Genomic DNA, 12,789 nt, shown 5'->3' with positions numbered 1-12,789 from the left:
TGTGGGGGCTGTCCTGCTCGACCTGCCCGTCACGTATTTGCCTTTCATCCCCGTTTTGATCGGGGTTCATGAAGAAGGCGCGCGACCGTCAGGCCCCGCGCATCACAAAGAATACAGCCAAAGCCCTGCGCACAAAAGCGCATTTTCTCGTTTCAGAATATAAGTTTGCAAGCTTTCGCCGGTTAACCCGGCCTTAACTTTCCTCTGGGCCGGGTTCGCCGATGCGAACGACCTCCCATTGCAGCTCGTGGCCGCTCTCCTCCAGGACGCGGCGGCGGACCAGCTCGCCCAGGGCTTCGAGATCGGCGGCGGTCGCGCCGCCCGTGTTGATCAGGAAGTTCGGATGCTTCTGCGACATCTGCGCGCCGCCCCAGCTGTGGCCGCGCAGCCCGGCCTGATCGATCAGCGCCCAAGCCTTCAGCTCGTGCGTGTCGTCGGCCTGCCCGGTCGAGCTGTAGCCCGCCGGATTGCGGAAGGTGGACCCCGCGCTGCGGTCCCGGGTCGGCTGGGTCGCATCGCGGCGTTCCAGCTGTTCGGCCATGCGGGCATGCAGCGCGTCGGGATCGCCCTTGGGCGCGCGCATGCGGACGCCGGTGATCACGCAGCCCTCGGGCAGTTCGGAATGGCGATAGGCCAGCCTCAGCTGCGCGGCGTCCAGCGTGACGACCTGCCCGTCCCGCGTCACGGCGGTGATGTCGATCAGGCGGTCGGCCATGTAGGTGCCATAGCAGCCGGCGTTCATGCGCACAGCGCCGCCGATGCTGCCGGGGATCGTGCGCAGGAAGGTCAGATCCAGCCCCGCATCGGCCGCCCGCCGCGCGACCTGCGCATCCAGCGATGCCGCGCCCGCGGTCACGATGTCGCCGTCGATCTCGACCCCGTTAAAGGCGCGCCCCAGCCGGATCACCACGCCGCGGATACCGCCGTCGCGCACGATCAGGTTGCTGCCGACGCCCATCGCGAAGACCGGAACCTGGGGGTCCAGCGCCGCCAGGAACTCGGCCAGGTCGGCCTCGTCCGCGGGTTGGAACAGCCAGTCGGCAGGGCCGCCCACGCGCAGCCAGGTCAGACTGTCGAGAGAGCGGTTGGCAATCAGGCTGCCACGGGGGGTCGGAATGTCAGCGGTCATGCGGATCTGGTAGTCACGGGGGGCGCAGGCGTCAACCGCAGGCCCCGGTTACAGAAGAAAGGTGGTCCCGGCGGCAACACCGGCGGTCAGCAGCGCCAGCACGGTCAGACCGCCCGCCGCGTTGCGCCAGCGCAGCCGGTGGCGCCGCGCGAAGGCGATGCCCAGCCCCGTGGCGACACCCAGAAGGGCGGGCAGGACGGTGAATGCCTGCGCCGTCATCGCGGCCAGGTCGTGAAAGCCGTCGCGCCCCTGCGCGGCAAGGCGCAGTTGCAGGGCGATGGCCGCCAACAGCAGCGACAGGACCAGCAGCGGCCAGATCAGGCGCAACCGCGCGGCACCCCAGGCGATGAAGCCCGCGCCCGCAAGGCAGCAGGCCGCGATGATCCAGGGGGTCTCGATCGTCACTGTCCGGCACCCGGCGGCATCGCGGGAGGATGGCCGCCCGAACGCGGATGCGCGCAGAACGCCAGCGCCCCAAGCGCAAAGCCCGCCACGCCGAAGCCCGGCCCCCACAGCAGCGTCAGCCAGCCCAATGTCGGAACGCCGCCCAGCACGACCATCCAGGACAGGCAGCGGCGCAGCCGCCCCTCGGTCCAGGGGCGCAGGGCCGCGACCAGCAGGAACGCCGCCGATGCGACCAGCGCCAGGCCCGGCGCCGAGAGATGCTGCGCCAGCGTCACGCGGCCTTGCCCTGCAATCGCGCCGGAAGCGCGTTCGCCCAGGCCGAGATGGTGCCCGCGCCCAGGCAGACCACCATGTCGCCCGGACGGGCCTGCTCTCGGACAAGGCGCTCCAGGTCGTCCTCGTCCATGACGGCGCGTGCGTGGCGGTGGCCATGCGCGATCAGCCCGGCCACCAGGTCGTCGCGACCCGCGCCGGGGATCGGATCCTCGCCCGCGGCATAGACGTCACCGATCGCCACGACATCGGCCTCGTTGAAGCAGGTGCAGAAATCGTCGAACAGGCTGGACAACCGCGAGAAGCGGTGCGGCTGGTGGACGGCGATGACGCGGCCCTTGGTCGCCTGGCGGGCGGCCTTCAGCACGGCGGCGATCTCGACCGGGTGGTGGCCGTAATCGTCGATGATGGTCACGCCATCGACCTCGCCCACGCGGGTGAAGCGGCGACCGACGCCGCCGAACTTGGCCAGCGCCTCGCGGATCTCGGATTTCTTGATGCCCAGGTGACGCGCAACGGCGACGGCGGCCAGGCAGTTCGACACGTTGTGATCGCCCGGCATGGGCAGCGTGCACCCCTCGATCAGGGGGATGTCGTCGCCCGTCGCCTCGCCCTGCAGCGCGATGTCGAAATGCGCGATGCCGTTCTCATAGGTCAGGTTCAGCGCGCGCACATCGGCCTGCGCGTTGAAGCCGAAGGTGACGACGCGGCGGTCGGTCAGGCGTCCGACCAGGGCCTGCACCTCGGGGTGGTCGGTGCAGCAGACCGCCAGGCCATAGAAGGGAATGCCCGATGCGAAATTGTAAAAGCCCTGCCGCAGCGCGTCGAAGCTGCCCCAATGCTCCATGTGCTCGGGGTCGATATTGGTGACGATGGCGATGTCGGCGGGCAGGCGGTTGAAGCTGCCGTCGCTCTCGTCGGCCTCGACCACCATCCATTCGCCGGCCCCGGCGCGCGCGTTCGAGCCATAGGCGTGGATCACGCCGCCGTTGATGACCGTCGGATCGACGCCGCCCGCATCCAGCAGCGTGGCGACCATCGTCGTGGTCGTCGTCTTGCCGTGGGTGCCCGCGATGGCGATGTTCGACTTCATGCGCATCAGCTCGGCCAGCATCTCGGCGCGGCGGACGATGGGCAGGCCGCGGCGGCGGGCCTCTTCCAGCTCGGGGTTGCCCTTCTTGATCGCGGTCGAGATGACGACGACGCCCGCGCCCTCGACATTCTCGGCGCGCTGGCCCTCGAACACGGTCGCGCCAAGCGTTTCCAGCCGGTCGGTGATCTTCGACCGCTTCAGGTCGCTGCCCTGCACGCGATAGCCCAGGGTCAGCAGCACTTCGGCGATGCCCGACATGCCGATGCCGCCAATGCCCACGAAATGGATCGGGCCCAGTTCTCCGGGCAGTTTTGTCGCCGCGTTCATCGCAGAATCTCCGTCACGAGGTCATAGAGGCGCCGCGCCGCATCGGGCCGGGCCAGGGACAGCGCGGCATCGGCCATGGCCTGTGCCTGCGCGGGGTCGGTAAGGATCGCGCGGATGTCGCGCGTCAGGCTCTCGGCGTCAAGCACCGATTCGGGATGGATATGGGCGGCCCCGGCCTCGGCCAGGGATTGCGCGTTCGCAGTCTGGTGATCGCCCGCCGCCGCCGCGAAGGGGATCAGGATCGAGGGCCGCCCGATCACCGTGATATCGGCCAGCGAGGACGCCCCCGAGCGGCTGACGACCAGCTGCGCCGCCGCGATGCGTTCGGGAACATCCGCGAAGAAGGGCTGGACCTCGGCCTCGATCCCGGCCTCGGCATAGGCGGCGGTGACGCGTTCCGCATCCTCGGCCCGTGCCTGGTGGCTGACGCGCAGGCGCGCGCGGATATCGTCGGGCAGACCGGCCACGGCGGCGGGCACCACGTCCGACAGGACGCGCGCGCCCTGGCTGCCGCCGATCACCAGCAGGTTCAGCGCCCCCTGCCCCGGCGCGGCATAGGGCGCGGCGGAATGTTCCAGCACCGCCGCCCGGACCGGGTTGCCGACATGGCTGCCCTGCACCCCGCCCGGCAGGTCGGTGGGCCAGGTGCCGCAGGCGACCCGCTGGACGCGCCCCGCGAAGATGCGGTTCACGCGCCCCATGATGCCGTTCTGTTCATGGATCATGCGCGGAACACCCATGGTCAGCGCCGCCGACATCGCGGGGATCGTCGGATAGCCGCCGAAGCCGACCACCACCTCGGGCCGGTCCGCGCGGAAGGCCCGCCGCGCGGCCATCACGCCCGACAGGATGCGGAACGGCGCGGACAGCTTGCCCGCGACGCCGCCACGCGCGGTGGTGGCCGAGTTCACGACCTGCCGCTCCACGGCCTCGGGGAAATTCCCGGCATAGCGGGCGCCGCGCGTATCGGTCGACAGCTTCACGCGCCAGCCCTCGGCCAGCATCAGTTCGGCCAGCGACTGCGCGGGAAACATGTGGCCACCGGTCCCCCCGGCAGCGATGAGTGCAAGTTTTCGGGTCATCTCAGTGCCTCCGACGGAGGATTTCGGCGAACTCGCCCTGCGGGCGGGTGCGGGTCAGCGCAAGCAGCATGCCCATGGCGATCCCGGATGCGATCACCGACGAACCGCCATAGCTGACGAAGGGAAGCGTCATCCCCTTGGCGGGCAGCAGCCGCACGGCCACGCCCATGTTGATCAGCGCCTGCACGCCGAAGGCGCAGGCAAGCCCCGTCCCCGCGATCCGCGCGAATGCATCGCGTTCCTTCATCATCCGCAGCAGCGACCGGCTGACGATCAGGCCATAAAGCGTGATGATCGCCATCACCATGATGAAGCCGTATTCCTCGGCGGCGACGGCGATGATGAAGTCGGTATGCGCATCGGGCAGCGACCATTTCACCGACCCCTCGCCCACGCCGACGCCGAAGAAGCCGCCCTCCTGGATGGCGTTGGTGGCGTAACCGATCTGGGTGCGGGGATCGACCTCGGGCTGCAGGAAGCCGTTGATGCGGCGGGCAAAGTGTTCGGACGCGCCATAGGCGAAGACCCCGCCCATCAGCGCCATCCCCGCCACGGCCAGCAGCAGGATCATGGGGGCCCCGGCCACGAAATACATGACCAGCCAGGAAAACAGCACCAGCGAGGCCTGCCCGAAATCGGGCTGCGCCGCGAGGAACAGAACGACCGTCACCAGCGCCCCAAAGCTGATCAGCTTGCCCGGCGGGCCGCCCACCTCCTGGCTGGCGGCCATGAACCAGGCGCAGAGCGCAACGAAGCCGGGCTTCAGGAATTCCGATGGCTGCAGCGACACGAAACCAAGCGACAGCCAGCGCGTCGCGCCCTTGCCGAAATCGGTCCCGATGAAGGGCAGCGCCACGATCAGCAGGAAGGACACCGCGAAGCCCAGCACGCCGATCCGCCGGATCTGGCGCGGCGACAGCATCGAGACGACCAGCATCACGACCAGTCCCAGCCCGCCGAAGACCATCTGCCGCTGGACATAGTAGAAGCGCGGAAGGTTGTTCTTCTCGGCCAGCGGCACCGACGCCGCAAGTCCCAGAAGCAGCCCGATCGCGAACAGCCCGATCACGCAGGCCAGCGCCCATTTGTCGAGCGTCCGCCACCAGCGTGGAAGAATGGGATCGCCCGCCCGTGCGGGCGTGGCGCCAAAGACCATCTCGGTCATGGGAATACCGCCGTCACTGCCTCTGTCCTGCCCGGTTGGTCCGGGTCTGACGCGGATGATAGCGCGATTGTGCCTCCGCCGCTACAGTCGAATGAAAAAATGAACAATGCGACGAATTTTTTCGCGGCAGCGCGATCAGCCCAGCATCGCAAGGCCTGGGAAGGTCTCCAGCAGCCAGAAGCTGATTGCCGACAAGGCCCCCGTCAGCAGCATGACGCCGACCACGATCAGCAGCGCGCCCATGACCCGCTCGATCGTCTTCAACCAGGGCTTGATGCGATTCATTACCCCAATCGCGCGGTTGATGAAGATCGCGGCCAGCAGGAACGGGATCCCCAGCCCAAGCGCATAGACCGCCAGAAGTGCTGTGCCGCGCGACAGCTCGCCCCCCGAGGCCGCAAGCGACAGGATCATGCCCAGTTGCGGCCCGATGCAGGGCGTCCAGCCGAAGGCGAAGGCAAGGCCCAGCACATAGGCCCCAAGCGCCCCGCCCTGCCCCGACCCGGTCTGCATCCGCGCCTCCTGGTCCAGGATCGGGATGCGGATCACGTGCAGGAAATGCAGGCCCATCACGATGACCATGACGCCCGCCGCCCGCGCCAGCCAGTCCTGATATGCCAAGAAGGCCCGCCCGAAGGCCGATGCCGCGAAGCCCATGATCAGGAAGACCGTCGACAGGCCCAGCACGAAGAACAGCGCCGGCAGGACGGCACTGCGTTCGCGCGCCCGAAGGCCGTTCACGCCCACCCCGGTCATATAGGCCAGATAGGGCGGCACGATGGGCAGCACGCAGGGCGACAGGAAGGACAGCACGCCCGCCAGAAGCGCGACGAAGGCGGCGGGAAGAAAGGCGGCGGTGGCGAGCTCGATTCCAAACATGCCAGCAACTTAGCCAGCCCACCGTGGAAAGATAGCCGCCAGGCTGTCACGCCTTCGTGGGTCGCGGGGGCGGCTGTCACGAAAAAGGGGCGCAGGTTTCCCTGCGCCCCCATGATTGGTCGTTTTGGCGTGCTGGATCAGCGGGCCCACCAGCCGCGGCGCTTGGTGCGCTTCTCGGTCGCGGGCTCGGGCTGGTTCGCAGCCTCGGGTGCGACCGCCTGCGGGGCGGTGACGGCCTCGGGCAGCGCCTCGGCGGCGACCGCTTCTGCGACGGGCGCTTCGGCGACGGGCGCCGTCTCGGTCACGGCTGCCTCTTGGGCTTCGGCGACGGGCTCTTCGGCAGGCGTCTCGACCGGTGCCGCGGCGGCGTCGGGCAGCGCATCGGCGCGCAGCTCCTCGCCTCCGGCATCGACCACCTCGGGCAGCGCATCATCGGTGCTGCGGCGGCTGCGGCTGCGCGACCGGCTGCGCGAGCGGCTGCGACCGGAGCCGCTGCCCTCGACCTCCGAACGGGCCTCGCCGTCGTTTTCCTCCTCCGAAGCCTCGGGTGCTTCCTGAGCGGTCTCGGCCTGCTGTTCGGCCTGATCGCCCTCGGCGCGGTCACCATTGCCACGGCGGCGGCGACGGCGGCGACGCTTGCGCGAACGGCCCTCGCCATCCTCGTCGGCCTCGGGCTGGGGCGCGTCCGAACGGGCCTCCTCGGCGGTCGCTTCGTCGGTGCTCGCATCCTCCTCGACCTCGACGGCGACAACCTCGTCGTCCTCTTCCTCGACGACGATGCTGGCCATCAGGTCCGCGCTGACGCCCAGGGGGGCATGCGCGGCCTCGGCGACCTGGCGGGTCGCGGTCTTGAACTTCTCGATCGCGAAATCGGGCGAGATCAGCGACGGATCGGCCTCGACCCGCACGGCCATGCCATAGCGCGTCTCGATCCCGGCGATATGTTCGCGCTTCTGGTTCATGAGGAAGTTCACGACGGCGATGGGCGCCTTGACCAGAACCTCGCGCGAGCGCTTGCGCGTGCCCTCTTCCTCGATCGCGCGCAGGATGGTCAGCGCCAGGCTGTCATCGCTGCGGATCAGGCCGGTGCCGTGGCAGTGCTGGCAGGGCTGCGTGGTCGATTCCAGCATCCCCGGACGCAGGCGCTGGCGCGACATCTCCATCAGGCCGAAGCCCGAGATGCGGCCGACCTGGATGCGCGCACGGTCGGATTTCAGACGATCCTTCATGCGCTTCTCGACGGCGGCGTTGTTCTTGCGCTCGTCCATGTCGATGAAGTCGATGACGATCAGGCCCGCAAGGTCGCGCAGGCGCAGCTGGCGCGCGATCTCGTCGGCGGCCTCGAGATTGGTCTTGGTCGCCGTATCCTCGATCGAGCCTTCCTTGGTGGCACGCCCCGAGTTGACGTCGATGGCGACCAGCGCCTCGGTCACGCCGATGACGATGTAGCCGCCCGACTTCAGCTGCACGACCGGGTTGAACATCCCGCCCAGATAGCTTTCGACCTGGTAGCGGGCGAACAGCGGCATCTGGTCGTGGTAATGCTTCACGCTGCCCGCATGGGTCGGCATGATCATCTTCATGAAGTCCTTGGCGACGCGGTAACCGCGCTCGCCCTCGACCAGAACCTCGTCGATCTCCTTGGAATACAGGTCGCGGATGGTCCGCTTGATCAGGTCGCCTTCCTCGTAGATGGCGGCGGGCGCGACCGACTGGAAAGTCAGGTCGCGGATCTGTTCCCACAGGCGCAGCAGGTATTCGTAGTCGCGCTTGATCTCGGTCCGGGTGCGCTGGCTGCCGGCGGTGCGGATGATCAGGCCCGCGCCCTGCGGCACGTCCAGTTCGCCCGCGATGTCCTTCAGCTTCTTGCGGTCGGCGGCATTGGTGATCTTGCGGCTGATCCCGCCACCGCGCGCGGTATTGGGCATCAGGACGCAATAGCGGCCCGGCAGCGACAGATAGGTGGTCAGCGCCGCGCCCTTGTTGCCGCGTTCCTCCTTGACGACCTGCACCAGCATGATCTGGCGGACCTTGATCACTTCCTGGATCTTGTAGCGGCGCGCACGCGGCTTGCGGGGGGCGCGGACCTCTTCGGTCACGTCCTCCTCGGCGACGGATTCGATGCCGTCGTCGTCGCTCGTGGGCTCGTCACCCTCGGCGGTGTCGGCGCGGGCGGCCTTGGGCTCGTGATCGTCCTGATCGGCCTCGGCGCTCTCCTCGGCGATGAGGGCGTCGCGATCGGCCGCGGGGATCTGGTAATAGTCGGGATGGATTTCCGCGAAGGCCAGGAAGCCGTGGCGGTTCCCGCCGTAATCCACGAAGGCGGCCTGCAACGAGGGTTCGACCCGCGTGACCTTCGCCAGATAGATGTTCCCCGAAAGCTGACGCTTGTTCAGGGTCTCGAAATCGAATTCCTCGACCTTGGTTCCGTCGACCACGACCACCCGAGTTTCCTCGGCATGGGTGGCGTCGATGAGCATTTTCTTTGCCATTGATTATGTCTTTCGCGCAGGCAGGCGCCGGGTGGCGACGATGTCGACCCCGGCCCTACGCTGCGTTGTGATGGGGACGCGGCGGCGTCGCTGGCGGCGAAACCGGCGACGGCGGCTGCAAAGCCCCGCCCGTCCCCGTATCTGCCGTCCAAAGCGCGCGTCATCGCGTCTGTTCCTTCGAAAGACCCGCCGTCCGTGGGGACAGCCGGGCCGCTGTCTGTCATCGCCCCGGCGCGCTGCAAGGCGCGGCCCAAGGGCGGGTTTTCCGCGAGACACATCGCCCGCCATTCTTCGGGGCCAGAGGTGTCGCGCTGCGAAACTGTCGGCGCCTGCCGGTTTCCGTTCGACGGACCGGTGGCGCATGGCTTCACCATAGAGGCGGAGGGCAGGAAAATTCAATGCCGAAAACGGTCTGCGACACATTCCTGCGCAGGGCCGCTGTCGCACGGGTGACACGAAGCCCGCCGGAAACGCCCCGACCCGCGCCGATCCGTGCCCCGCACCGTCCGCGACGCATCATTGCTGTCACGAAGTCATAACGCCGCTTTCACGCCCGTGTCGCAGCCTTGGGGCAGAACGCGACCATGACGGGAAGGCCGGAGGACCCCATGACGGTGATGCGGGCGAATGCGGATCGGGATATCGACGACGCGCTGCTGCGGGCCGCCGAGGCGCTGCCGCCCGGCGCGCCGGTCATCCTGATGTCGCACGGTCTGCGCTATTCCCCCAGCATTCCCGCGCATTGCCCCCACAGCCACATCCTGTCGCCCAGGAAGCCCCGCTGCGGGCCGTCCTGGCCGCTGGCACTGGGCTTTCGGGGCGAGCCGACCGAGGGGCTGGCGATCGCCTTCGGCTGGGAGGCCCGCTGCCGCCTTCGCGTGGCCTATGGCCGGGCCGAGGATGCAGGCCGGACGATGGGCCACCTTGCCGCGCGCCTGTCCGAAGCCGCCGAGCGTCCGGTCGCCATGATCGGGCATTCGCTTGGCGGGCGGGTCGCGCTGCAGGCCGCAGCCACCGCGACGCCCGGTGCGGTCGGTCGCGTCGTGCTGCTGAACGCGGCCGAGTTCCGCGACACCGCCGATGCGGCCGTCGCCACCCCTGCCGGACGGCGGGCCGAGTTCCTGAACGTCACCTCGCGCGAGAACGACCCCTTCGACTTCGCGCTCGAGGCGATGCTGTCGGGCGGGCGCAGGCGTGCCTTGGGTTTCGGGCTGGAACGCAGCCGCGCGAACTGGGTCGATCTGCAGATCGACGATGCGGCGACGCTGGATGCGCTGGCGGATCTGGGCTTTCCGACCGAACGCGGCGCCCGGCGGCTGTCGCACTGGACATCCTATCGCCGGGGCGGGCTGTTCGACTTCTATCGCGCCGCGATGTGCTACCCCTGGGCGCTGCCCCTGGGGCTGCTGCGCCATCACCTGCCGGTGCGTCCCGAACCGCGTTGGGCGCGGCTCTGGTCCGCGCCGGGCGCGATGGCGCGGGCCTAGTCGCGTTTTTCAGGCAGGGCGTGCGCGCGATAGAGACCCGCATTCCCCATCAGGAAGGCGAACAGCATGATCGGCAGGCCGAAGGTCTTGAACCAGACCCAGGTCTCGTCCGAGAAATTGCGCCAGATCACCTCGTTGGCAACCGCCAGCACGACGAAGAACACCGCCATGCGCAGCGTCAGCTTGCGCCAGCCGTGATCGTCCATCGGCAGGGCCTCGGACAGGACGGCGCCCAGCCAGTTGCGGCGCAGCACCAGCGATGCGCCCAGGATGGCCCCGAACAGCAGATAGATCAGCGTGGGCTTCATCTTGAAGAAGCGCGGATCGTTCAGCCAGATCGACAGCCCGCCGAAGACCAGCACCAGGACCAGCGTCGCGATCTGCATCGGCTGCAGGCGTCCGTTGACGCGCCATTGCACGACGCTTGCCAGCACCAGCGCCGGGATGAAGGCCAGCGTCGCCAGGATGAAGCCGCCATATTCGCGCCCGGCGATGCTGACGGTGTCGTTGCGGAACAGCATGAACACCGCGAAGAACAGGACCAGCGGGCCGAATTCCAGAAGCGGCTTCAGCCAGGGTTTGGGGTTTTCCATTGCATCTGCCTCAGGCCGCGAATTCCACGATCATCGCGCCGGCGGCGATCACGGCCATCAGGACCGCCCGGCGCGCGCCAACCTTTTCGCCCAGGATCAGCCAACCCACAAGGGCGGCGAACACGGTCGAGGTTTCGCGCAGGACGGCGGCGCGCCCCACCTCGTCGATGCGGGTGGCGATCATGATGGACCCGAAGCTGGCAAAGGCCACCAGCGCGCCGATCACCCCGCGCCCCATCAGCGGCACCAGCTCGGACCGGGGCAGCGCGGCCAGGCGGCGCATGTTCCAGATCGGCATGAAGAACGCGTCCATCAGGAAGAACCAGGCCAGGAAGGTGAACGGGTTCTGCGCCAGCCGGATCCCCCACGCGTCGTAGGTGGTATAGAGCGCGACCGTCGCCCCCGTGACCAGCGCCCATCCAAGCGCGGGGACCAGCGTCTCGCGGCCGACCGTCACCTTGCGGTAGTTATGCGCCGCCAGCGCGAAGATCCCGCCCGTCAGCGCGGCCAGCCCGATCCACTGCACCGCGTTGAAGCGTTCGTGGAACACCAGCATCGCCGCCAGCACCGCGAAGAAGGGCGCACTGCCCCGCACCACCGGATAGACGACGATATAGGCCCCCCGCTGATAGGTCTGCGCCTGCGCGATCTTGTAGACGATGTGGATGACGACCGCCCCCGCAAGCGCCAGCCACAGCGGCCCGTCGGGCCAGGGCACGACGAACAGCGCGACGGGCAGCGCCATCAGGCCATAGCAGATGTCGATGGCCGCGCGGCTGATCCAGGGGTCGTGCCGCCCCTTCTGCAACGCACCGAAGACGGCGTGCAGAAAGGCCGCCGAAAGCGCCAGCACCGAGGCCAGCGTCGCGCCCTGCTCGGTTCCGGCAATCGAGGTGATCCATTCTCCCATGCCGTTTCATGGCCGCGGATTGCACGACGTGCAAGACCCTATCGCTCAGTCCAGTCGCAGGGCCGCCAGGATCTTGCCGGGAAGGGCCTCGTTGCCCAGCATCCGCTGGACCAGCAGCGCATGGCGCGTGTCGGCGGGAAAATCGGCGTCGCGGATTTCCTCGGGGTGGACGGACAGCCGCAGGGGCGCGGCCCCGTCCCAACGCGACAGCAGCTCCATCTGCACGACGATGTTGGAATAGCGCACCGTCTTGCCACGATTCTCGCCCGCGGTGACGTTCACCAGCCGCTCGGGCAGGTAACGCACCAGGACCACGTCCACCGCGCCGCCGATATCGGACAGGGGCATCAGCTCGATCGTCTCGCCCTGGTCGGTGGCCTCGCGGTCGACGTTCAGCATCGCGGGGGCGAAGCGGTGCGCGTCGATCAGGCCCATCAGCTGCGCAGGGCTGGGCGCGACCGCGGTGTCGGCCCCGTTCACGATGATCTGCGGGGTATAGACCGAACGCTCGCCCGCGCTGCGGGCATAGGCTTCCTGCCGCTCGGTGAATTCCGGGCTGGCAAAGCTGTCGGCCCAGCCGAGATAGTCCCAGTAATCCACGTGATAGGACAGTGGCAGGATCTCGGGGTCGTCGCCCAGGCGGTTCAGCATGTGATCCGCGGGCGGGCAGGACGAACACCCCTGAGAGGTGAACAGCTCGACCACGACGGGCTCGGCCTCGGTGTTCAGGCGCGCGGCGGGGGGCGGCGCCATGTCGGCCGAGAAGGCGTTGAACCCCTGCCCCGGCCTGTCCATCGGAGCCGGCGCGGCCATGCGCCCCGGCTGGTCGGGGGCGGCGATGATCGGCGCCTGCGCGGCAGCGGGCAACCCGCCCAGGGACAGCAGGATTCCCGCCGCCATGCCGGCAAGCTGACATCCGCCCGTGATGTGTCTGTGCATATTCATGTCGCCATG

12 protein-coding genes are annotated in these 12,789 nt (G+C 68.5%); 1 reads left to right on the top strand and 11 read right to left on the bottom strand.

Annotated elements, in window-relative coordinates; all coding sequences use genetic code 11:
• Positions 1 to 193 precede the first annotated feature (193 nt).
• From murB to F804_RS0112805, 8 genes are all read right to left on the bottom strand, one after another.
• Complete coding sequence (gene murB, locus F804_RS0112840; RefSeq protein ID WP_022708151.1) at positions 194 to 1,129, bottom strand: UDP-N-acetylmuramate dehydrogenase; 936 nt, start codon at positions 1,127 to 1,129, stop codon at positions 194 to 196.
• A 48-nt stretch (positions 1,130 to 1,177) separates the two neighbouring features.
• Positions 1,178 to 1,534 carry a hypothetical protein gene (locus F804_RS0112835; RefSeq protein WP_022708150.1) on the bottom strand — a complete coding sequence of 119 codons (357 nt, stop codon included), beginning with the start codon at positions 1,532 to 1,534 and terminating at the stop codon, positions 1,178 to 1,180.
• Entirely contained in the window at positions 1,531 to 1,809 is a 279-nt protein-coding gene (locus F804_RS16495; RefSeq protein WP_022708149.1) for a DUF2484 family protein, read from the bottom strand. The genes F804_RS0112835 and F804_RS16495 overlap by 4 nt, the downstream gene beginning before the upstream one ends.
• Entirely contained in the window at positions 1,806 to 3,227 is a 1,422-nt protein-coding gene (gene murC / locus F804_RS0112825; RefSeq protein WP_022708148.1) for a UDP-N-acetylmuramate--L-alanine ligase, read from the bottom strand. Before murC ends, F804_RS16495 begins: the two co-directional genes overlap by 4 nt.
• On the bottom strand, positions 3,224 to 4,309 hold the full coding sequence (locus F804_RS0112820; RefSeq protein ID WP_028725962.1) for a UDP-N-acetylglucosamine--N-acetylmuramyl-(pentapeptide) pyrophosphoryl-undecaprenol N-acetylglucosamine transferase: 1,086 nt from the start codon (positions 4,307 to 4,309) through the stop codon (positions 3,224 to 3,226). Before F804_RS0112820 ends, murC begins: the two co-directional genes overlap by 4 nt.
• A gap of 1 nt (position 4,310) precedes the next feature.
• Complete coding sequence (ftsW, locus tag F804_RS0112815; RefSeq protein ID WP_022708146.1) at positions 4,311 to 5,474, bottom strand: putative lipid II flippase FtsW; 1,164 nt, start codon at positions 5,472 to 5,474, stop codon at positions 4,311 to 4,313.
• 135 nt (positions 5,475 to 5,609) lie between these two features.
• The gene (locus F804_RS0112810) at positions 5,610 to 6,353 is read right to left on the bottom strand and encodes a cytochrome c biogenesis CcdA family protein (RefSeq protein WP_022708145.1); all 744 of its coding nucleotides are present in this window, start codon (positions 6,351 to 6,353) and stop codon (positions 5,610 to 5,612) included.
• A gap of 137 nt (positions 6,354 to 6,490) precedes the next feature.
• Complete coding sequence (locus F804_RS0112805; protein WP_022708144.1) at positions 6,491 to 8,845, bottom strand: Rne/Rng family ribonuclease; 2,355 nt, start codon at positions 8,843 to 8,845, stop codon at positions 6,491 to 6,493.
• Between the two features lie 584 nt (positions 8,846 to 9,429).
• Here F804_RS0112805 and F804_RS0112800 point away from each other — a divergent pair.
• A complete protein-coding gene (locus F804_RS0112800; RefSeq protein WP_022708143.1) occupies positions 9,430 to 10,332 on the top strand; it encodes an alpha/beta fold hydrolase in 903 nt (300 codons plus the stop codon).
• Here F804_RS0112800 and F804_RS0112795 read toward each other — a convergent pair.
• From F804_RS0112795 to F804_RS16490, 3 genes are read right to left on the bottom strand one after another with little or no spacing between them, the layout of a single operon-like run.
• Positions 10,329 to 10,925: an inner membrane-spanning protein YciB gene (locus tag F804_RS0112795; protein WP_022708142.1), complete on the bottom strand. Its 597-nt coding sequence runs from the start codon at positions 10,923 to 10,925 to the stop codon at positions 10,329 to 10,331. The genes F804_RS0112800 and F804_RS0112795 overlap by 4 nt on opposite strands.
• Positions 10,926 to 10,935: 10 nt before the next feature.
• Positions 10,936 to 11,835, bottom strand: a complete 900-nt coding sequence (locus F804_RS0112790; protein WP_022708141.1) for a DMT family transporter — start codon at positions 11,833 to 11,835, stop codon at positions 10,936 to 10,938.
• A 45-nt stretch (positions 11,836 to 11,880) separates the two neighbouring features.
• On the bottom strand, positions 11,881 to 12,774 hold the full coding sequence (locus tag F804_RS16490; RefSeq protein ID WP_028725961.1) for a DUF1223 domain-containing protein: 894 nt from the start codon (positions 12,772 to 12,774) through the stop codon (positions 11,881 to 11,883).
• Positions 12,775 to 12,789: the final 15 nt, after the last annotated feature.

Source organism: Paracoccus zeaxanthinifaciens ATCC 21588, from assembly GCF_000420145.1.
GTDB classification, from domain to species: domain Bacteria; phylum Pseudomonadota; class Alphaproteobacteria; order Rhodobacterales; family Rhodobacteraceae; genus Paracoccus; species Paracoccus zeaxanthinifaciens.
This window is presented reverse-complemented; position numbering and strand designations above follow the sequence as displayed.